The organism is Pseudomonas sp. EA_35y_Pfl2_R111, from assembly GCF_963970955.1.
GTDB lineage: Bacteria > Pseudomonadota > Gammaproteobacteria > Pseudomonadales > Pseudomonadaceae > Aquipseudomonas.
Map to the genome: position 1 here is coordinate 49,488 of NZ_CAXAOM010000002.1, position 20,697 is coordinate 70,184.

General features: G+C 60.7%; 18 protein-coding genes. 4 read left to right on the top strand and 14 right to left on the bottom strand.

The features are described 5' to 3' along the window. Positions 1-52: 52 nt before the first annotated feature. The 10 genes from AACY25_RS08850 to AACY25_RS08895 all read right to left on the bottom strand — a co-directional run bounded on the left by AACY25_RS08850 (position 53) and on the right by AACY25_RS08895 (position 9,255). A complete protein-coding gene (locus tag AACY25_RS08850) occupies positions 53-2,014 on the bottom strand; it encodes an acetyl/propionyl/methylcrotonyl-CoA carboxylase subunit alpha (RefSeq protein ID WP_339523945.1) in 1,962 nt (653 codons plus the stop codon). Beyond that, entirely contained in the window at positions 2,011-2,811 is an 801-nt protein-coding gene (locus AACY25_RS08855; RefSeq protein WP_339523946.1) for a gamma-carboxygeranoyl-CoA hydratase, read from the bottom strand. Before AACY25_RS08855 ends, AACY25_RS08850 begins: the two co-directional genes overlap by 4 nt. A gap of 91 nt (positions 2,812-2,902) precedes the next feature. Continuing rightward, positions 2,903-4,510 carry a carboxyl transferase domain-containing protein gene (locus tag AACY25_RS08860; RefSeq protein WP_339523947.1) on the bottom strand — a complete coding sequence of 536 codons (1,608 nt, stop codon included), beginning with the start codon at positions 4,508-4,510 and terminating at the stop codon, positions 2,903-2,905. 108 nt (positions 4,511-4,618) lie between these two features. Beyond that, positions 4,619-5,782, bottom strand: coding sequence for an isovaleryl-CoA dehydrogenase (locus tag AACY25_RS08865; RefSeq protein WP_339523949.1), 1,164 nt, complete (start codon positions 5,780-5,782; stop codon positions 4,619-4,621). Positions 5,783-5,811: 29 nt separating this feature from the next. Next, positions 5,812-6,213, bottom strand: coding sequence for a MerR family transcriptional regulator (locus AACY25_RS08870; protein ID WP_339523950.1), 402 nt, complete (start codon positions 6,211-6,213; stop codon positions 5,812-5,814). A gap of 229 nt (positions 6,214-6,442) precedes the next feature. Further along, positions 6,443-6,775 carry a low molecular weight protein tyrosine phosphatase family protein gene (locus AACY25_RS08875; protein ID WP_339523951.1) on the bottom strand — a complete coding sequence of 111 codons (333 nt, stop codon included), beginning with the start codon at positions 6,773-6,775 and terminating at the stop codon, positions 6,443-6,445. 54 nt (positions 6,776-6,829) lie between these two features. Next, positions 6,830-7,051, bottom strand: a complete 222-nt coding sequence (locus tag AACY25_RS08880) for a hypothetical protein (RefSeq protein ID WP_136664692.1) — start codon at positions 7,049-7,051, stop codon at positions 6,830-6,832. Between the two features lie 89 nt (positions 7,052-7,140). Next, entirely contained in the window at positions 7,141-7,809 is a 669-nt protein-coding gene (locus AACY25_RS08885) for an RES family NAD+ phosphorylase (RefSeq protein WP_339523953.1), read from the bottom strand. A gap of 14 nt (positions 7,810-7,823) precedes the next feature. Beyond that, positions 7,824-8,228 (bottom strand): MbcA/ParS/Xre antitoxin family protein, encoded by a 405-nt coding sequence (locus AACY25_RS08890; protein WP_339523954.1) that lies wholly within the window; start codon positions 8,226-8,228, stop codon positions 7,824-7,826. Between the two features lie 109 nt (positions 8,229-8,337). Beyond that, positions 8,338-9,255, bottom strand: coding sequence for a LysR family transcriptional regulator (locus AACY25_RS08895; protein ID WP_339523955.1), 918 nt, complete (start codon positions 9,253-9,255; stop codon positions 8,338-8,340). A gap of 159 nt (positions 9,256-9,414) precedes the next feature. Here AACY25_RS08895 and AACY25_RS08900 point away from each other — a divergent pair, with 159 nt between their 5' ends. Further along, a complete protein-coding gene (locus AACY25_RS08900; RefSeq protein ID WP_339523956.1) occupies positions 9,415-10,644 on the top strand; it encodes an acyl-CoA dehydrogenase in 1,230 nt (409 codons plus the stop codon). An 81-nt stretch (positions 10,645-10,725) separates the two neighbouring features. On the opposite strand, the gene AACY25_RS08905 is transcribed toward AACY25_RS08900, so the two are convergent. The 4 genes from AACY25_RS08905 to xthA form a co-directional block, all read right to left on the bottom strand. After that, the gene (locus AACY25_RS08905; protein WP_339523957.1) at positions 10,726-10,902 is read right to left on the bottom strand and encodes a hypothetical protein; all 177 of its coding nucleotides are present in this window, start codon (positions 10,900-10,902) and stop codon (positions 10,726-10,728) included. A gap of 90 nt (positions 10,903-10,992) precedes the next feature. Then, complete coding sequence (locus AACY25_RS08910; RefSeq protein ID WP_339523959.1) at positions 10,993-11,742, bottom strand: substrate-binding periplasmic protein; 750 nt, start codon at positions 11,740-11,742, stop codon at positions 10,993-10,995. 111 nt (positions 11,743-11,853) lie between these two features. After that, a complete protein-coding gene (locus AACY25_RS08915; RefSeq protein WP_339523960.1) occupies positions 11,854-13,236 on the bottom strand; it encodes a phosphate ABC transporter substrate-binding/OmpA family protein in 1,383 nt (460 codons plus the stop codon). A 106-nt stretch (positions 13,237-13,342) separates the two neighbouring features. Next, on the bottom strand, positions 13,343-14,155 hold the full coding sequence (xthA, locus tag AACY25_RS08920) for an exodeoxyribonuclease III (RefSeq protein ID WP_339523961.1): 813 nt from the start codon (positions 14,153-14,155) through the stop codon (positions 13,343-13,345). A 143-nt stretch (positions 14,156-14,298) separates the two neighbouring features. Between xthA and AACY25_RS08925 the strand changes: the two genes are divergently transcribed. The 3 genes from AACY25_RS08925 (at position 14,299) to AACY25_RS08935 (ending at position 20,432) form a co-directional block, all read left to right on the top strand. Further along, entirely contained in the window at positions 14,299-14,940 is a 642-nt protein-coding gene (locus AACY25_RS08925; RefSeq protein WP_339411307.1) for a GNAT family N-acetyltransferase, read from the top strand. A 99-nt stretch (positions 14,941-15,039) separates the two neighbouring features. Further along, entirely contained in the window at positions 15,040-16,767 is a 1,728-nt protein-coding gene (locus AACY25_RS08930; RefSeq protein WP_339523962.1) for an autotransporter assembly complex protein TamA, read from the top strand. After that, positions 16,764-20,432, top strand: coding sequence for a translocation/assembly module TamB domain-containing protein (locus AACY25_RS08935; RefSeq protein ID WP_339523965.1), 3,669 nt, complete (start codon positions 16,764-16,766; stop codon positions 20,430-20,432). Before AACY25_RS08930 ends, AACY25_RS08935 begins: the two co-directional genes overlap by 4 nt. Positions 20,433-20,697 lie beyond the last annotated feature (265 nt).

Below are 20,697 nucleotides of genomic sequence, written 5' to 3' on the forward strand. Positions count from 1 at the left end.
GGCGTTTTTCCCATCCACCATTTGGTGGTAAACGCTGCGGGGTTTATCAACCCTACGCGCTGGCTTCTTCAAGCTCCACCAGCACTGCGCCTTCGCTAACCATTTCTCCTTCGCTGCAATGCAGCGCCTTGACGGTGCCGGCATGCGGCGCGCGGATGCTGTGTTCCATCTTCATCGCCTCCAGCACCACCAGCGCAGTACCGGCTTCGACCTGCTGGCCGGCCTCGACCAGCACCCGTACGATACTGCCGTTCATCGGAGCGGTGAGGCCGCCGTGATGCTGATGGCTGGCTTCGACTTCGGCAATCGGGTCGACGCGCTGGATACTGCGCAGCTCACCGGCATAGTGCAGATACAGGGTATCGCCGCGGCGAATCGCCAGATGCTGTTGACGCAGGCCGTCGCACTCAATCTGCAGGACCTCGCCTTGCAGCTGTACGGTGGAAGCCGAGGAATGACGCAGACGAATTACCTGGCGTTCGCTCTGGCAGGCCAGGTGCAGGTCGGTTTCCGCCGGCAGCCCTAAACGCAGGCCGTTATTGCGCGACCAGGGCGAGTGATAGTCGTCGTGGCGCTGCAGCGGCGCTTCGCTTTGCACAAAGGCTTCGGCTGCCAGTTGCCAGAACTCGGGCGGTAACTCGGTTACCGGAGGCAGAAGCTGCGCCTCGTGGCGCGGAATAAAGCCGGTATCCAGCTCGGCATTGGCAAAAGCCGGGTGGGCCAGCACGCGGGTGAGAAAGGCCAGGTTGGTTTTGACCCCGCCCACGCAGGTTTCCTTAAGCATGGCCAGCAGGCGCAGGCGTGCTTCCTCGCGGTTTTCGCCCCAGGCGATCAGTTTTCCGAGCATGGGGTCATAGAAGGGCGAGACTTCATCGCCTTCGCTGACCCCGCTGTCTACCCGGCGGCCAGGTCCAGCTGCCGCTTCGCGATACAGCGCCAGGGTGCCGGTGGCAGGCAGGAAGTCGTTGTCCGGATCTTCCGCATACAGCCGCACCTCGATGGCATGGCCAATCAGCGGCACTTGCTCTTGGCTGATCGGCAGCGCTTCGCCACGGGCTACGCGGATTTGCCAGGCAACGAGGTCGAGGCCGGTGATCAGCTCGGTCACCGGGTGTTCAACTTGCAGGCGGGTGTTCATCTCCATAAAGAAGAAGTCGCCGCGCTCATCCAGCAGAAATTCCACGGTACCGGCGCCGACATAGCCGATGGCTTGTGCCGCCTTGACCGCAGCCTCGCCCATGGCGCGACGAAGATCGGCTGACAGACCCGGAGCAGGGGCTTCTTCGACGACCTTCTGGTGACGGCGCTGGATCGAGCAATCGCGTTCATTCAGGTACAGGCAGTTGCCATGCGAGTCGGCAAAGACCTGGATTTCCACATGGCGCGGCTTGAGTACGTATTTTTCCACCAGCATGCGCGAGTCGCCGAACGACGACTGCGCCTCGCGCTGAGCGCTGGCCAGGGCCTCGGCCAGTTCGCTTTCGCGCTCGACCACCTTCATGCCCTTGCCACCGCCACCGGCCGCAGCCTTGAGCAGCACCGGGTAGCCGATTGCGTTCGAGGCGGCGCGGAAAGTTTCCACATCCTGCGCTTCGCCGTGATAGCCCGGCACCAGCGGCACGCCGGCGGCGTCCATTAGCGCCTTGGCGGCAGATTTGCTGCCCATGGCGTCGATGGCCGATGCGGGCGGGCCGAGAAAGATCAGGCCGGCGGCTTCGATGGCGCGGGCAAAGCCGGCGTTTTCCGAAAGAAAGCCATAGCCGGGATGGATCGCCTGGGCACCGCTGGCCTTGGCCGCAGCAATCAGTGCGTCAATCCGCAGGTAGCTGTCTGCCGGCTTGGCACCGCCAAGATTCACCGCCAGATCGGCTTCGCGCACGTGGCGGGCGTTGGCGTCGATGGCGCTGTGTACTGCTACGGTCTGGATACCCATTGCTTTGGCCGTGCGCATTACCCGGCAGGCGATTTCGCCACGGTTGGCCACCAGCAGGGTGTCGATAGGCTTGAGACTCATGCTTGTGGCTCCTGCCATGCGGGTTTGCGTTTATCCAGGAAGGCGCGCAGACCTTCCTGACCTTCGGGGCTGACGCGGATACGGGCAATGGCGTTCTCGGTATAACGGCGCAGCGCCGGAGTCAGCACGCCGCTGCCGACTTCGCGCAGCAGATCCTTGCTGGCAAGCATCGCCTGCGGGCTATTAAGCAGCAGGGTGTCGACCCACTCGGCCACAGCCTGCTCTAGAGCGTCGGCGGCATAGCATTCGGCAAACAGCCCCAACTCCTGCGCCCGCTCACCGCTAAAGCGCTCGGCCGTCAGGGCGTAACGGCGCGCAGCGCGTTCGCCAATCGCCTGCACGACAAAGGGGCTGATCACCGCCGGCGCCAGACCGATACGTACCTCGGACAGGCACAGCTGGGCGTCAACGCTGCCGATGGCCATATCGCAGCAGCTGATCAAACCCAGCGCACCGCCAAAGGCCGCGCCTTGCACCACGGCCAGGGTCGGGATCTTCAGCTGATACAGGTTGTGCATCAGTTCGGCCAGTTCGCGGGAGTCGGCGAGGTTAGCGGTGTAGTCCAGGGTCGCCGCGTGCTGCATCCAGGCCAGGTCGGCGCCGGCGGAGAAGTGCTTGCCGCGACCGCGCAGCAGCAGGAAACGCAGGGTTTTGTCAGCCATTACCGCGTCGAGGGCGAGAATCAGCTCGCGGATCATCTCGGCGTTAAAGGCGTTGTTCTTGTCCGCACGGTTGAGCCAGAGGGTGGCAAAGCCGCGTGGGTCTTTCTCAAGATGGAGGGTGTTGAAGTCAGTCATCACTCTGTCCTTGGGTAGGGTGGAAGGCGTTTTTTTCTTCCACCTTGAGTCATCCAGTCGGTGGATGGGTGAAGCGTCATCCACCCTACGGTTACATACGGAATACGCCGAACTGAGTCGGCTCGATTGGCGCGTTAAGGCTGGCGGATAGCGCCAGGCCCAAGATGTCGCGGGTTTGCGCCGGGTCGATAACACCGTCATCCCACAGGCGGGCGCTGGAGTAGTAAGGGTGGCCTTGGCGCTCGTACTGTTCGAGGATCGGCTGCTTGAGCTTGGCTTCATCTTCGGCAGAGAAGCTCTGCCCGGCGCGAGCGGCCTGTTCGTGTTTGACCTGCACCAGCACGCCTGCGGCCTGTTCAGCACCCATTACACCGATGCGCGCGTTTGGCCACATCCACAAAAAGCGTGGATCGTAGGCGCGGCCGCACATGCCGTAGTTACCGGCGCCGAAGCTGCCGCCGATGATCACGGTGAATTTCGGCACCTTGGCGCAGGCCACGGCGTTGACCAGCTTGGCGCCGTGCTTGGCGATGCCGCCGGCTTCGTACTTCTGCCCGACCATAAAGCCGGTGATGTTCTGCAGGAACAGCAGCGGAATGCCGCGCTGGCAGGCCAGCTCGATAAAGTGCGCGCCTTTCTGCGCGGATTCGGCGAACAAAATCCCGTTATTGGCGAGGATCGCCACTGGATAGCCGTGGATATGCGCAAAGCCGCAAACCAGGGTGGCGCCAAACAGCGCCTTGAATTCATCGAATACGCTGCCATCGACAGTGCGGGCGATTACTTCACGCACATCGAACGGCTGCTTGGCGTCCGCCGGAATCACCCCGTACAGCTCTTCGCTGTTGTATAGCGGATTGATCGGCGCACGGTTGTTCAGCACGCCGAGCTTGCGCCAGTTCAAATTGGCGATTGAGCGGCGGGCCAGGGCCAGGGCATGTTCGTCGTTGTCGGCGTAATGGTCGGCCACACCGCTGGTTTTGCAGTGCACATCGGCGCCGCCGAGGTCTTCGGCACTGACCACTTCACCGGTGGCGGCTTTCACCAGTGGCGGACCGGCGAGGAATATCGTGGCCTGGTTGCGCACCATGATGGCTTCATCGGCCATGGCCGGCACATAAGCGCCACCAGCGGTGCAGGAGCCCATGACCACGGCGATCTGCGGGATGCCCATGGCCGACATATTGGCCTGATTGAAGAAGATCCGACCGAAGTGCTCGCGGTCCGGAAACACCTCATCCTGGCGCGGCAGGTTGGCGCCGCCGGAGTCCACCAGGTAGATGCACGGCAGACGGTTCTGCTGAGCAATAGTCTGCGCGCGCAGGTGCTTTTTCACAGTCAGCGGGTAGTAGCTGCCGCCTTTTACCGTGGCGTCGTTGGCCACGATCATGCATTCCACACCCTCGACCCGACCGATACCGGCCACTACGCCTGCCGCAGGCACCTCTTCGCCGTACACCTCATGGGCGGCCAGCTGGCCAATTTCGAGGAAGGGCGAGCCGATATCCAGCAAGCGGTTGATCCGTTCACGTGGCAGCAATTTGCCGCGCGAGGTGTGACGTTCCTGAGCCTTGGCCCCGCCGCCTTCGTGAACGCGGGCGAGCAGGGCACGCAGGTCGTTAACCTGGGTAAGCATCGCCGCGCTATTGGCGTCGAACTCCGGCGAACGGGTGTTTATCTGGGTGTGCAGAATGGCCATTTACTCGGCTCCGGTAGCGTAAACCGTAGGGTGGATGACGCTTTTTTTCATCCACCAGCTTTGGTGGAAAACGCTTCGCGGTTTTCCACCCTACGTGAGGCAAACGCCTTATTTCGTCTCGTTGAACAGTTCGCGGCCGATTAGCATGCGGCGGATCTCACTGGTGCCGGCGCCGATCTCGTAGAGCTTGGCGTCGCGCAGCAAACGGCCGGCCGGGTATTCGTTGGTGTAGCCGTTGCCGCCAAGCAGCTGGATGGTGTCCAGGGCCATCTTGGTGGCCATTTCTGCGGTGTAAAGGATCACTGCGGCGGCGTCCTTGCGCGATTCCTCGCCACGGTCGCAGGCCTTGGCGACGTTGTAGAGGTAGGACTTGGAGGCGTTCATACCGGCGTACATATCGGCCAGCTTGCCTTGTACCAACTGGAACTCACCGATCGACTGCTTGAACTGCTGGCGTTCGTGCACGTAGGGCAGCACCACGTCCATGCAGGCACTCATGATTCCGGTCGGGCCGCCGGAGAGCACGGTGCGCTCGTAGTCCAGGCCGCTCATCAGCACGCGTACACCACCGCCTTCGACGCCGAGGATGTTCTCTTCTGGCACTTCGCAGTCCTCGAACACCAGTTCGCAGGTGTTGGAGCCGCGCATGCCCAGCTTGTCCAGCTTCTGGTGGCGGGAAAAGCCCTTGTAGTCACGTTCGACGATAAACGCGGTCATGCCGCGTGAGCCGGCGCTGATATCGGTCTTGGCATAGATCACGTAGGTGTGGGCGTCGGGGCCGTTGGTGATCCACATCTTGTTGCCGTTGAGCACGTAGCGGTCGCCGCGTTTCTCGGCGCGCAGCTTCATAGATACCACGTCGGAGCCGGCGTTCGGCTCGCTCATGGCCAGGGCGCCGATGTGTTCGCCGGAGCACAGCTTGGGCAGGTACTTGGCCTTCTGCTCGTGGGTGCCGTTCTTGCGGATCTGGTTGAGGCACAGGTTGGAGTGCGCGCCGTAAGACAGGCCGACCGAGGCCGAGGCGCGGCTGATCTCTTCCATCGCCACCACATGGGCCAGGTAACCCATGTTGGTGCCGCCGTATTCCTCTTCCACGGTCATGCCGAGCAGGCCCATGTCGCCGAACTTGCGCCACATGTCCATGGGGAACTCGTTGTCGCGGTCGATCTGCGCGGCACGCGGTGCCAGCTCGGCCTGTGAGAACTGATACACCGAGTCGCGCAGCATATCGATGGTCTCGCCGAGACCGAAGTTGAGGGATGGGTAGCTCATGGTTCCACCTGTAATTGTTCGAATTAAGTTCAGGAGATAACAGATTGTTTTGTATCAGTTTCAGCCAGGGCTGCCAGGCAGCGCTCTTCGGCGGTATCCAGCTCAAGTTGCATCTGTTCGATATCCAGTAGCTGCTGCTGCAGCTGGGCGCGGCGCTCGGCGATCTTGGCCATAAAGGTGTGCAGCTGTTTGTGATTGCCATGCACCGGGTCGTACAGCTCGATCAGTTCCTTGCACTCGGCCAGGGAGAAACCGATGCGCTTGCCGCGCAGGATCAGCTTGAGGGTGACCTTGTCTTTGGCGGTGTAGATGCGTTCCTGGCCGCGGCGTTCGGGGCAGAGCATCTGTTGTTCTTCATAGAAGCGAATGGCGCGGGTGGTGATATCCAGCTCGCGGGCCAGTTCGGAAATGGAGTAGGTGGTGGCGGACATACGGCAGCGCTCTTGTTTACCTTTACGTTAACGTAAGGCTGCGCCGGTATTTAGTCAATCTCCTTTATTGGGTGCCTAGTTGATGTGTTTTATAGGTTCGACGGATAACTCATAAAACAAAGGCTTAGGGCGGATAGTTAAAGATTCCATGAGGAATTTATGCCACTTTGAAGGCGCGAGCGGACAGAGGCGCGCCTCGCTGGCTAAGCGGTGAGATAGATCGGGGGATTTAGCGTGGCGGCAAAAAGCGCTGCATCTTGGTGTTCAGCAGTGCTATCAGGGCGGGGTCCATAAGCTCGTAGTCGTCCGGGATATCCAGACAAACCACGCGTTTGTTGGTTAGGTGGGCTTTGAACTTGCGGGTGAGTTTGCTGCGATGCACTCGCTGCATCACCAGAACCAGATCGGCCCAGGCCAGCAGCTCGGGGCAGACTGGCGTGTCGGCGTCATGATTGACGCCGGCCGATGCGGTTGCCACGCCTGGCCAGCCGGCGAACAGCTGTTCGGCGGTTGGGCTACGTAGGCGATTTTTGGCGCAGATAAATAGCAGTTTAAGTGGCAAACAATCGTCCCTGATCGGCGCCGAGCTAAGCGCTATGGATAAATGAAAGACTTACTACGGCTTTCTGCCGGCAAAGCCGAACAGCAAACCGCCCGCGAGTATGGCGCCGATGCCCGCCCAAACTGGCACGTTGACTCTTTCCTTCTCCTGCACCGAGAGTTCGATCGGGCCGAGCTTCACTGCGGTGGTGTCCTTGGTGTAGCTGAAACCGCCATACAGCAGCCCCAGCAGACCCGCCACGATCAGAGCGATGGAGATAATCCGGATTGAATTCATGTTGTGATCCTCGTGCAGCGCCTGAGCTAATCACCAGCGGTTTCATAGGCAGGGCCGTCCAGGCCATTGAAGCACAGTGTTGACGCCTGCTAGGCGATTTCCTTGATCTCGAACACATTGACGATTTGTTGCAGCTTGCCATCCCACACATAACGAAAATGCACGCCCTGCTGCGGGATGCTCGCCGCTGGCGGACGAAACAACGCGGCGCATTCGCCGCCGGGATGGCGCACGCTGCGATACAACAACCCCCAGGATTGCTGTTTGCGCAGTTCGGCAGCGAACTGCTGAGTAGCGGGGTAAGTCGTTAAATCGGGGTTATGCAGCTGGTCGTGATCCACGCGAATATCGTGCAACGGCTTGACGATACGGCAGACATAACTGCGTAGGGTCAGCTCCAGATTGGGCTCGGCAGTGGCGCGCAGGAAGCGTTCGCGGTGAAAACGGGTTTCCGCCACCGCTGCCTGCAAGCTGTCGGCGCAGTAGTACACGCCGTACTGACCTGCGCTGAAACGGCTGGCTGCGCCGACATGGGTGAAGGCCGCCATCAGCGGCGATGAACCTGGGCCACTGATACGATCCTCGGTCGCCACGTGAGACAACAGGCCGGCTTGTTCGCGCAGGCGATCATTGGTCAGGCCTTCGATCAGGTAGGCCTGCTCCAGATCGGCGGGATCGAGCACATCTTCGAATATGGAAATCGGCGGAAACGAGCTAGAGACCAGGCGATAGGCCCGTCGCCAATCTGGAAGGGTCAAGGCTGGCGGCACACTCAACCTCTCACACCGTCGAGATAGCGGCGCACATCGGCCAGATCGACCACACCCCCCGCGAGCATTACCTGCAGCGCGCTGTTGCCATTGAACGGCGCTTCGCTATTGGCTTTCTTGATCCATTCATAGGTCGAGGGTTTGTCGCCGAACAGTATCCGCAGGGATTTGTGAATACCCATCAAATAGGAAACGCGTTCCATCGTGTCGCGGGGCAGGCGTACCTCGGGAAGTTGGCGGTACTTGTACAGGGTGCTACGGCCGATTGAGCCCAGCAGGACCATCTGCTGTTCCACCGTACAGTCCCACTTATCCATCAGGTTGAAGAAAAACTTCAGCGCAACCTGGCCGGCCTTGGTCGAATCGAGATCAAGGGCTAAGTCATTTTGCTGCACGGCGATGGACATAATATTTATCCCTATATGGAATTTATATAAATATTAGTCCACATAGAGATATCTGACAATGAGTTGCAGTCGCTGCGATAAGGCCAGACGGTCTAAACCGCTTATGCCTCTAGGCTTTTCTCTCTTGGGCCGTGGCCTGCTGGGAAATCTCGATAATCTGCTCGCGCATCCAGCGGTTGGCCGGGTCTTGGTCGGTGCTTTCGTGCCAGTAGATGTGGGTCTCCAGCGGCGTCATGTCCTTGATTGGCAGCTCGACAAAGTGCAGGTCGTTACGCCTGGCAAAGCGTTCCGGCACGGTCATCGCCATGTCGGTGCCTTGCAGCACAGTGGTGGCCATCAGGTAGTGCTGCGAGCGCAGGGCAATTTTGCGCTGTATGCCCATGCGGCCTAGGGCCAGGTCGACGTGACCAAGACCGCTGCGGCGGCTGGATATATGGATATGGGTCATGCCCATGTATTCGTCGAGGGTGATTTTCTCTTTGGCCAGCGGATGGCCACGGCGCATGGCGCAAACGTAACGGTCTTCCATCAACTTAACGTGGCGCACCTGCGGGTCGGTGTTAAGCGGAGCGTCCACGGCGAAGTCGAGGCGGCCGGCGGCCAGTTCCTTGGTGGTTTCGCGGCGCCGCGCCAGCATGCTCTCGATATTCACATTGGGTGCCATACGGCGCAGGCGCTGGAACAGCGGCGGCAGGACGATGGCCTCGGTAAGGTCGGTCATGCTGATGCGGAAAGTCTTGTTGGCCTGAGCCGGGTTGAAGATACGGCTTTCCTGCACGGAGATGCGCAGCTGCTGCAGCGCATTGCGCACCGGACCGATGATGTTCTGTGCCATGGGCGTGGGCACCATGCCCTGGGCGGTGCGCACGAACAGCGGGTCATTGAAGGTTTCGCGCAAGCGTGCCAGGGCGTTGGACACCGCGGGCTGGGTAATGCCGACGATCTGCCCGGCGCGGGTCAGATTGGCCTCGGTGTAAATGGCGTCGAAGACGACAAAGAGGTTGAGGTCGACCTTGTTCAGATTCATTGCACGCTCACTCCGAGTGATGATCGCTATCAGTGGAACATATATCGGTGATGAATGTTAATACACGGCGAGAATAGATTAGATAAATCTTAATCGCTGTTCTAGCATCATTTCCACCTCACCGAACTTCCCAAAAATCAGCGTCAGAAGGTAGCCACCATGGATTTCGCCTACTCCCCCAAGGTTCAGCAGCTGCGTGAACGCGTCACCGCGTTTATGGAGACCCATGTCTATCCAGCCGAAGCCGTGTTCGAGCAGCAGGTCAATGAAGGCGACCGCTGGCAGCCCACCGCGATCATGGAAGAGTTGAAAGCCAAGGCTAAAGCCGAAGGCCTGTGGAATCTTTTTCTGCCGGACTCCGAATTGGGTGCCGGCCTGACAAACACCGAATATGCGCCGCTGGCGGAAATCATGGGCAGCTCGTTGATCGGCGCCGAGCCGTTCAACTGCGCCGCGCCGGACACCGGCAATATGGAAGTGCTGGTGCGCTACGCCAACGAAGCGCAGAAAGAGCAATGGCTCAAGCCACTGCTGGACGGCACCATCCGTTCCGCCTTCGCCATGACCGAGCCAGGCGTGGCGTCCTCCGATGCCACCAATATGCAAGCCAGCGCCGTGCGCCAGGGCGATGAGTGGGTGATCAACGGCCGTAAGTGGTGGACGTCGGGCGCCTGTGATCCACGCTGCAAAATCATGATCTTTATGGGCCTGACCAACCCAGATGGTCCGCGCCATGCGCAACACTCGATGATCCTCGTGCCGATGGATGCCCCGGGCGTGAAAGTGCTGCGTCCGCTGCCAGTATTCGGCTACGACGACGCGCCGCATGGCCACGCCGAAGTGCTGTTTGAGAACGTGCGTGTGCCTTACGAAAACGTGTTGCTAGGCGAGGGCCGTGGCTTCGAGATTGCCCAGGGTCGCCTTGGCCCAGGCCGTATCCACCACTGCATGCGTTCCATCGGCATGGCCGAGCGCGCGCTGAAACTGATGTGCGAGCGTTCGATCAACCGTACTGCCTTCGGCAAGCCGCTGGCCCGCCTGGGCGGCAATATCGATCACATCGCCGACTCGCGCATGGAGATCAATATGGCCCGCCTGCTGACGCTGAACGCGGCTTATATGATGGATACCGTGGGCAATAAGATTGCGGCCAGTGAGATCGCCCAGATCAAAGTGGTGGCACCGAACGTGGCGTTGAAGGTGATCGACCGCGCGATCCAGATCCACGGCGGCGCCGGGGTTTCCAACGACTTCCCGCTGGCCTACTGGTACGCCATGCAGCGCACCCTGCGCCTGGCTGACGGCCCGGACGAAGTGCACCGCGCGGCCATCGGCAAATTCGAGATCGGCAAGTACGTGTCGAAAGAAGTGATGAACGCCAGCCGCTGAAACGCGTCGCTGGAAATGCACAAGGCCCGCATCAGCGGGCCTTGTGCGTTGTGGCGAGTGTGGTGTTTCTGGTGGAGCAAACTAGTCATCTGGACTCGCGCCTTGTTGCAGCCAGAGGTGGCGCATATGCAATTGCGCGGCGAAGGCGCGGGCGGCTTGTTCCTGTTGAAAAATCAGGCTGCGCCGGCCCATGCGCACTTGCCAATACAACTTGCCGCGCTGCAGCAGCGGTTCGATAACAATGCTCGGTGAACTCAAACGATCAGTGCTCCTGAAACAATGGCCAACACAGATATGGCCTAAGCATTAGGCTCTAACGGGAAGCTTGGCAAGCGCAGAAACAGTAAATCAGTTGCTGTACTGGTAGATGATCGGGGCAAAAATGCCCGTGTCATGGCCGTTCTCCAGGCACTGATTGAACTGCTCTAGGAACCAACCCATCTTCAGCGTTTTGGCGATGCCCATGTGCTTGCTATCACTCTTGAACGGCACCGGCAAAGTGGTGAAGGCATCTGACTGCAAGCCCGGCCAGCTTTGGGCAAGCCTACGGATATCGATGCTGGAGCCGAGTAGGATCGCATCGATGCGACCACGCTGTAGCATGCCCAGGCCGCTGCGGGTGTCGTTGAAGCCAACGATGGTCAGGCTGCCGTTGGTCACGGCTTCGTCATACACAGTGCCATAGCTGGTGCCGATGGTGACGCCGATCAGTTTGTCCTTTAGGTCCGTGACGTCCTGGTAGGCAAACTCACGGCCTTTCTGCACCACCAGCACGATATGTTCGGTGAAGATCGGCTCGGAAAAATCAAACAGAATCAGGCGCTCATCACTGATCGACAACCCGATCACGCCGCCTTCGCTGCGCTCGGCCATGGTGTAGGCGCGTTTCCACGGCAATAGCTGAATCTTATAGGGCACCTGCATCTGGTCCAGGCAGTGTTTGCTGATGTCCACAACAATGCCTTTGGCCTCGCCATCTTCCTCAAAGTACTTAGGGAAGCCATCGTGCGCGCCAAACACCCGAAACACCTCGGCCTGGGCGCTTTGTATGACCAGCAGAGTCAGCAGCAGGATCAGCCGCAGAGGTGTGGCAGGCATGGCAGAACCTCAAACTAGAGGCGAGAAAGTCTGTTCAGCTTAGCCACTCGGCGCGGTTAATCACGCCCTGATGCTGCAATACCTGCAAGCAACGCCGGGGTTGAGCCAGGTTCAGTAAACCCAGACCTCCACCCGGCGATTCTTGATCCGCCCTTCATCGGCGCTGTTGGCGGCTACCGGCAGTTCATCACCCATACCGATGATGTCGCGAAAGATCACGCCGCCCTTGTTCAGCTCGCGGCGCACGGCCATGGCGCGCAGTTTGGAGAGCAGCTCAGCGCGTGCGGTGTCAGCCTTGGCATCGCCGAATCCCACCAGCACCACCTTGTCGCGCAGCTTGTCCTGCTCGCGCAGGTAGGCCATCAGCCGGTTTAGGTCGCGCAAGGCCTTGTTGTCGAGGTTGGCGCTGCCTTCCTGAAAGCGGAAGTTCACCGACAGACGCTGGGCATTCTGCGCCAAGGCCTGGTAGTCCGCGGGCATTTGCGCGTTGGCGGGAATTTTCACCGCCTGCACGGTCTGCGCAATAAAGCCGTTCTGGTCGACAATCGCCTGGCCACGTGTGCTGTGGGCGAACTGCACCAGGGCACGGCCCCAGGGGTTGCTCAGTTCCGGCTGGTTATAAAGGAACAGCCGGCGCGACAGCGGGTAATCCTCGGTGGCAATCAGGGTCAGGCTTGGCAACATCGGTTGCGAGTCGCCAGCGGCAATCGCCACGGCCTTGGCCTGACGGATATAGGGCAGGCCAATAAAGCCGATGCCGTTAGGGTCCTGGCTGACTGAGTCAGACAGCTTTTCGCTGGACTCGTAGCGTTTGGCGTTGGCAGCCAGGGTTTTACCGTTGGCGCTGAGTACCAACTCCTTGAATGTGTCGAAGGTGCCGGACTTGTCATCACGGGCGTACAAAGTAATAACCCCGGCTGGCGCACCGAGTTGCGCCCAGTCGCTGATCTCGCCGGCAAAAATCTGCGCCAGCTGCGCGGTGTTCAACGCGGTGAGAGGGTTGCTCGGGTGCAGGATAATGGCCAGGCCATCCAGGGCGATGATCTGCTCGGCGCTGGCGCTTTTCAGATCACCCAGCCTTTGCAGACTGGTGGCCTCGCTGTCCTTGATCGGCCGGGATGAGGCAGCCAGCTCGGCGCTGCCGTCGGCCAGCGAGGTAAAACCAGTGCCCGAACCGTGGGCTGCCACCTCAATGCTGACACTGCGGCCGTCGGCGGTTTTACCGGTGATCTTCTGCTCGTTTTCTACGCTGCCTGCTTCGATGCGAATGGCGCTCAGGCCCTGTTCTTCGAACAGGCCTTTGACCAGCGCTGGGCCAAGCCGCGCGCCGATAGTATTGGACCCCTGAATACGCAGTACGCTGCTCTTGTCGCCAGGAATAGGCAGGGCGGCAAATACCGACCAGGGCAGGGCGTAGCAGATGGAGCCAAGCAGCAGAAAGCTGACGGTACGAATCCAGGTATCACGTTCGAAGGCAGAGGAGGCACGCGGCATGCGGCAAACACCTTATATGGGTGAGTGAAAGTGCCGCGACGATAAGACAAAAAAGTGACTGCAATATGACAGTCACTCATCCGTTAAAGGCTCTGCCTCAAGCTTATCAGCTCAACTCCAGCCAGATCGGCGCGTGGTCGGAAGGCTTTTCCAGGCCGCGCAGGTCGTAGTCAACGCCTGCATCCTTAATCCGCGCCTGCAACGCCTGGGAGGCGAGAATCACGTCGATGCGCAGGCCGCGCTTGGGTTCGTCCTCGAAACCGCGGCTGCGGTAATCAAACCAGCTGAAACGGTCATTCACTGCCGGGTTAAGGTGGCGGAAGCTGTCGACCAGGCCCCAGTTTTTCAGGGTGGCCAGCCATTCGCGCTCCTCCGGCAAAAAGCTGCATTTGCCGGTTCTCAGCCAGCGCAGGCGATTGGGTTCGCCGATACCGATGTCGCAGTCTTCGGGCGAGATATTGATATCGCCCATCACCACCAGCGCCTGCTCGGGGCTGAACTGGCTGAGCAGCAGCTGTTGCAGGTCGGCATAGAAACGCTGCTTGGCCGGGAACTTAGTCGGGTGGTCGCGGCTTTCACCTTGGGGGAAGTAGCCATTCATTACCGTTACCGGGTTGCCCTGAGCGTCGGCAAAGGTGCCGTAGATAAAACGCCGCTGTGCGTCTTCGGCATCGCCGGGAAAACCCTTGTGCAGGCTCAGTGGCTCTTGGCGAGAGAGCAGGGCGACGCCGTAATGGCCTTTCTGGCCGTGGTAATGCACGTGGTAACCGAGCTGGCGAATATCCGCCTCGGGGAACTGCTCGTCCGAGACTTTGGTTTCCTGCAGGCCGATAACATCCGGCTGGTGTTTGTCGATCAATGCGGCCAGTTGATGCGGGCGTGCACGCAGGCCATTGATATTGAAGGAGACGATCTTCATGGGCGGCAGTCCTGGCTGTGGCTCTGGAAAGCCCGCGATGCTAGCCGATTAGCAGTACTGCCGGCCAGCCTGTGGCGACGCTGGGTGCAGGGTGCTAACGTGGCTGCAGGCCCAGTAAATCAAGAACAACAGAGGTCAAGTAGATGCCTAACAGTCTCGCCGAAGTACGTATGCTCGATAGTGGCTATGCCCGCGAAGCACGCTCGTTGCTGTACCACGCTTACCGTCACGACCCCACCTTTGCCTACCTGTTTGAAGCCGAACGGCCAGGCTATGACCAGCGTGTACGCGCCACAGTGCGCGAGTTGGTGCAGCAGCATTTTAGTGAGGACCTGCCAGCTATTGGCCTGCTGATCGACGACCGCCTGATCGGCATGGCACTCATCGCCCCGCCGCAGCGGCGCATGGACATCACCGAAAGCTGGGGCTGGCGCATGCGCATGCTGCTGACCACCGGTTTCCGCTGTACCAAGCGCTATCTGGAATACCACGACGCTGTGATCGCCTGTCTGCCGCCGGGGCCGTACCATGTGTTGCCGCTGCTGGGCATCCACCCGGAGTACCAGGGCAAGCACCTCGGTGAGCAACTGCTTGAGGCGCTGCACAACTGGTGCGCCGAAGACGCCAGTTCCCAGGGTGTGGTGCTGGATACCGGCAACGGGCATTACCTGGATTTCTATAAACGTCAGGGTTACGAGGAAATTGGCGAGGTGGCCATAGGCCCGATTATCGAGCACGTGTTCTTCCATCCAAGCCCGCAAGTAGCAGTCAAAGCCAGCGCCTGACAACGGTCTGCTCGGTGTGTCTGCCGGCACACCGAGTCGCAACTATTTGCCCGCGCTGGTGCTCTAAGTCGGCCCTGAGCTCGTGCTAGCATCGCCCCCATGTCTGTTTTCTCCAACCTTCTTGCAGGGCTATTTCTTCTGCTACTGAGTGCTACGGCCCTGGCCGAAGCGCAGTTGCGCGTGCGGGTTGATCCGGCCAATAGCGCGCTGAAAAGCAATATCGAGGGCTATATCGGTAGCCTGGGCGATCGCGATGCCGACGCCCTGCAACGCTTTCGCCGGGTGGCCGAGAGCCAGGCGGAAAAAGCCGCACAAGCCCTGGGCTACTACCAGGCGCAGATCACGACCGAGGTAGGCGAGAGCGCGACACCGCGCCTGACCGTGCGCATTCAGCCGGGTGAGCCGGTGCGTTTGCGTGATGTGGTGGTGCGCGTCGAAGGTCCTGCCGCGCAGCTGAGCGATTTCCGCACTCCCAATGACCCGCAGCTGCGCAGCGGTGCCCAGCTTAACCACGGTCATTACGATGCGGCCAAGCGCGAAATTCAGATTCAGTCCTCGCGTTATGGCTTCTTTGCCGGACGTTTTAGCAGTCAGCGCCTGACGATTGACCCCGAGGCAGGGGTTGCTGATATCGAGCTGATCTACCTCAGCGGGCCGCGCTACCAGTTAGGCGAAGTGAGTTTTGTCGGCGATGCGCCCTTTGATGAGCAATTGCTGCAGCGCATGGTGCCGTTCCCGGCTGATACGCCCTATGACTCGGCGTTGATCGCCGAGCTGTATCAGGCGCTGCGTTCAAGTGGCTATTTCGAGTCGGTGCAGGTGGATGCCAACCCTGCCAGTGCGAACGCCGAGCAGATTCCGGTGCAGGTTCAATTGCAGGCGCGTAAACCGCGCAGCATGGGCCTTGGCTTGGGGTTTTCCACCGATGTTGGTCCGCGCGGTCGGGCCGACTGGACACGGCACTGGGCCAACCCGCAGGGGCATAGTTACGGCGCTGAGTTCGAATTGTCGGCGCCGCGGCAGAATGTCGGCCTGTGGTACGACGTGCCGCTCGATCCGCCGCTGACCGACAAATTGCGCGTGGCTGGCGGTTACCAGGCTGAAGATCTGGCCAACACCGACAGCAGCAGTCGCCTGTTGACCGTCGGCCCGGAATGGCACAGCAAACTCGACAGCGGCTGGCAGCGTGTACTGTCGCTGAAGTGGCAGCATGAAGAGTATGAGCTTGGGGATGATTCTGGCGTCAGCACGCTGCTGATGCCGGGCGTCAGTTATTCCTACCTACAGAGTGACAATCAGATCGACCCCAACCACGGCTACCGCCTGCAATTAGATTTGTCCGGCGCGGCCGAGGGGCTGCTGTCTGATGCCAATGTGTTGCACGGTAATGTCCAACTTAAAGGCTTGACCACGCTATTTACCCGGCACAGGTTGCTCGGCCGGGTGCAAGTGGGCGGCACTGAGTCCGATGGCTTTGCCAAGGTGCCGCCGTCGCTGCGCTTCTTTGCCGGTGGCGATCAGAGCGTGCGCGGTTATGACTACCAGAGTCTGTCACCGGAAAACCGCGCCGGCGACAAGGTCGGCGGTCGCTACCTGTTTGCCGCCAGCCTGGAATACCAGTACAGCCTGACCGAGCGCTGGCGCCTGGCGAGCTTCTTCGATCAGGGCAATACCTTCGACTCACTGGCGATTCCATCGCTGAAAAGCGCCGTGGGCATAGGCGTGCGCTGGGTGTCGCCACTGGGGCCGTTGCGCCTCGACCTAGCGCACCCGCTGGATGACCAGGGCGGCGTGCGCCTGCATTTCTCCATGGGCCCGGAGCTATGAAGCGTCGCCTGCGCAATGGCTTACTCGGCCTACTCGGATTGCTGCTTGTGCTGGCTATCAGCCTTAGCCTGATGCTGGGCAGCCAGAGCGGCAGTCGCTGGTTATTGGCGCAAGTGCCGGGCTTGCAGGTGGACGACTTCAACGGCCGTCTGGGTGGTAGCTGGAAGGCGGCACAGCTGCGCTGGCAGCAGGGCGATGACAGTGTGCTAGTGATGGCGCCTAGCCTGGATTGGTCGCCAGCTTGTCTGCTGCGCCTGACTCTGTGTATCGAGCGGCTGCACAGCGGGCCAATCAGCCTGATTTTCCCGGACGATGGGCCACCCAGTAGCGAGCCGTTCAGTCTGCCGGACCTGAGCCTGCCACTGGCACTGCAACTGGGTCAGGTGCAGATCGACAGCCTGCAGCTTAATGGCGTCGAACAGTTGCAAGGCTTGCAGCTGACCGCGCGCTGGACATCGCAGGGCATCCAGGTCGATACCCTCAGCCTGCGCAGCGCCGAACTGCAGCTCGCGCTACAAGGCCAGGTGCGAACCTCCGGCAACTGGCCGTTGCGGCTAAACGGACAACTGCAACTCCCCGCGCCCGAGCAGCAGGCCTGGCCGGTAGCACTGCAGCTTGATGGTGAGCTGCGCGAAAGGGTGCAGCTCACGGCCAGCAGCAGTGGGTATCTGACCGGCGAACTGACGGGCTGGCTGCAGCCATTGGAAGAGCATCTGCCGGCCCAACTGCGTTTGCAGGTTGCGGCCTTCAAGGCCAGCGCTGGACTGCCGGATAGCCTGGCTCTTGAGCAGGTGGAGCTAAATGCGCAAGGCGATCTGCAGGATGGCTATCAGGTCGTCAGCAGTGGCAGTTTGCCGGCAGCCGAGGGACCGATCGCCTTGGCGTTGGCGGGGCTGTTTAAGGCAGACGGCGCGACCGTCAGTAATCTGAGTCTCACAGCAGAACCTGATCAGCAGGTACAGCTTAGTGGCGAGTTGAACTGGCAGCAGGGCCTGAGCCTGGACAGCCGCTTCAGCTGGCAAAACTTCCCCTGGCAGCGTCTTTATCCACTGGAGGAAGAGCTGCCGGTGGCGTTGCAAACGCTCAAGGGTGAGCTGGCTTATCAGGATGGTAACTACCTCGGGCATTTCGCCGCCGAGCTGGATGGCCCGGCCGGTGCATTCAGCCTGCAAAGCCCACTCAGTGGCGACCTGAAGAACCTGTACCTGCCCGAGCTGCGCCTGCAGGCCGGCCAAGGCAGCGCCGAAGGTCAGCTCAGCCTGGGGTTTGCCGAGCAACTGAGCTGGGATGTGCGTTTGCAGTTGAGCCAGCTTGACCCAGCGTACTGGCTGGCTGAGTTGCCCGGCACGCTTGCCGGCCCCTTGAACAGCTCCGGCAGTCTGGTCAATCAGCAGCTCAACCTCACCGCCGATATCGATCTCACTGGTCGTTTGCGGGGTCAGCCGGCCACGTTGCTGGCGAAGTTCGCTGGCGGCCTGAAGCAGGGCGAGTTGAGTGCGCTGGATATCCGCCTGGGTGATAACCGTATCAGCGGCCAAGCAGCGCTGCGTCAACAGTTGAGCGGCCAGTTGCTGCTGGCGATGCCGCGACTGGGTCAGCTCTGGCCGGGATTGCAGGGCCAGCTCAATGGCCAGCTGGATCTGGCCGGCAACCTGCAAGCGCCCCAAGGCCAGCTACAGCTGCAGGGCCAGCGGCTGGCCTTTGAAGATCAGCGCCTGCAACAGCTCAAGCTCGACGCCAGCCTGAACAGCGCTCAACGTGGCCGGATTACCCTGAAAGCACTGGGTATTCAGCTGGGTGAAACCGAGCTGGGTCGCCTGGACGTCACTGCCGCCGGTGACCAGCAGCAACAAAGCCTTGAACTGCAACTACAAGGCCCCTTGCTGCAAAGTCAGTTGGCCCTGTCTGGCAAGCTGGACAAGGGCAACTGGCGCGGCAGCCTGAACCGTGGCGAAGTGCAAAGCGGCGGGCAGGACTGGCGCCTGCAACAGCCAGCCGCGCTGGTGCGGCTGGCTGATGGGCAGCTCAGCCTCGGCGCGCATTGCTGGCGTTCTGGAGAGGCCGGCCTGTGTGGCACGCAGCAGCGCCTGCTGCCGCAGCCCAAGCTGAACTACCAGCTGAGCGACTTCCCCATGGATAGCCTGGCTGCCCTGTGGCCCCAAGATTTCGCCTGGCAGGGCCAGCTTAACGGTCGGCTTCAGCTAGATCTGCCGGCCAGCGGGCCGAATGGCAGCCTGGAGCTGGATGCCGGCAGCGGCGTCTGGCGTATCCGTGATCAGCAACAGTGGCTGGATTTTGCCTACGACAGCCTGCGCCTGAGCGCGCAATTGCGCCCGCAACGCATCGACAGTTTGTTGGAGTTGCGCGGCCCGGCGATTGGTGAGCTGTCGCTGCAGGCTCAGCTTGACCCGCGCCCAGCGAGCAAGCCGCTGTCCGGCAGCTTCCGCTTGAATGGCCTGGACCTGGCCCTGGCTCGCCCGTTTGTACCGATGGTCGAGCGTATCGCCGGGCAACTGAATGGCGCCGGCACGCTATCGGGCGGGCTGTTGGCACCGCAGGTGAACGGCAACTTGCGCGTGCTAAATGGCGAAATAAGCGGTGGCGAGTTGCCGATGAATATCGAGCAGCTGCAACTGCAGGCGCAAATCGAGGGTGAGCGGTTGCTGCTGGAGGGCGATTGGCGTAGCGGCGAGCACGGGCAGGGCAGCCTGAATGGCGAGCTGAGCTGGGCCAATGGGCTGGTGGCGGATATGCAGCTGCGTGGCAGCCGGCTGCCGGTCACGGTGGAGCCTTACGCCGCGCTGGAGGTCGAACCGGACCTGCGTTTAAACCTGCGTGATGAGCAGCTGTCGGTGGCCGGCAAGGTGCTGATCCCCAGCGGCAAGATTGAAGTGCGCGAGCTGCCGCCCTCGACTGTGCAGGTTTCCAGCGATGCCCAGGTGGTGGGCCACGAGAGCACGCAACGGCAGGCTACAGCGATTGCCATGGATGTCGGCGTCGAGGTCGGCCAACAGCGCCTGACCTTCAGCGGCTTTGGCCTGGATGCTGAACTGCTTGGCCGTGTGCATATTGGGAATGACCTGGACACACGCGGCGAGCTAAGCCTGAACAAGGGTCGCTTCCGCGCTTATGGTCAGCGCCTTAACGTGCGCCGTGCGCGTTTGCTGTTTGCCGGGCCGATTGACCAGCCATTTCTCGATATCGAAGCGGTGCGCCAGGTCGATGACGTCACCGCCGGCCTGCGTCTGAGCGGCAATGCTGCGCAACCGACCAGTGAAGTGTTTTCCGAGCCGGCCATGAGCCAGGAGCAGGCGTTGTCCTACCTGATCATGGGGCGGCCCCTGGGGCAGGGTGGTGGCGACAACAATATGCTTGCACAAGCCGCGTTGGCCTTGGGCATGGCCGGCAGCGCGCCATTAGCCAATAGCCTGGCGCAGGGCTTGGGTATCAGCGATTTCCAGCTCGACACCCAGGGTTCTGGAGTGACCACAAGTGTGGTGGCCAGCGGCAACCTGTCCGAGCGCCTGAGCTTGCGTTACGGCGTGGGGGTGTTTGAACCCGCCAATACCATCGCCTTACGCTATGAGCTGAGCAAACGGCTCTACCTCGAGGCTGCCAGCGGGCTGGCCAGTTCTCTGGATTTATTCTATCGGCGTGATTTTTAGGGGCTGTTTGTGCGGGTTAATGCTGGATTAAGCCATTAAATTCGCGTTTAAATTACGCCCCTCGCTCAAAACGTCTGAGCGTTGAAATCTAAACAGTGAAAACCACTATCACAGTCTTCATATACTGACCGCCGCTGATCACCGGGCAGTCGTCGTGCTGACTGGTATAGCCCGATCCGTTGTTTGCAGGCGCGCCAACCCGGCTCGCGTTCTGCGTAACAGCCTGGCCTACCCGGCAATCGGACAAGCGAAGGCTACCCACCTC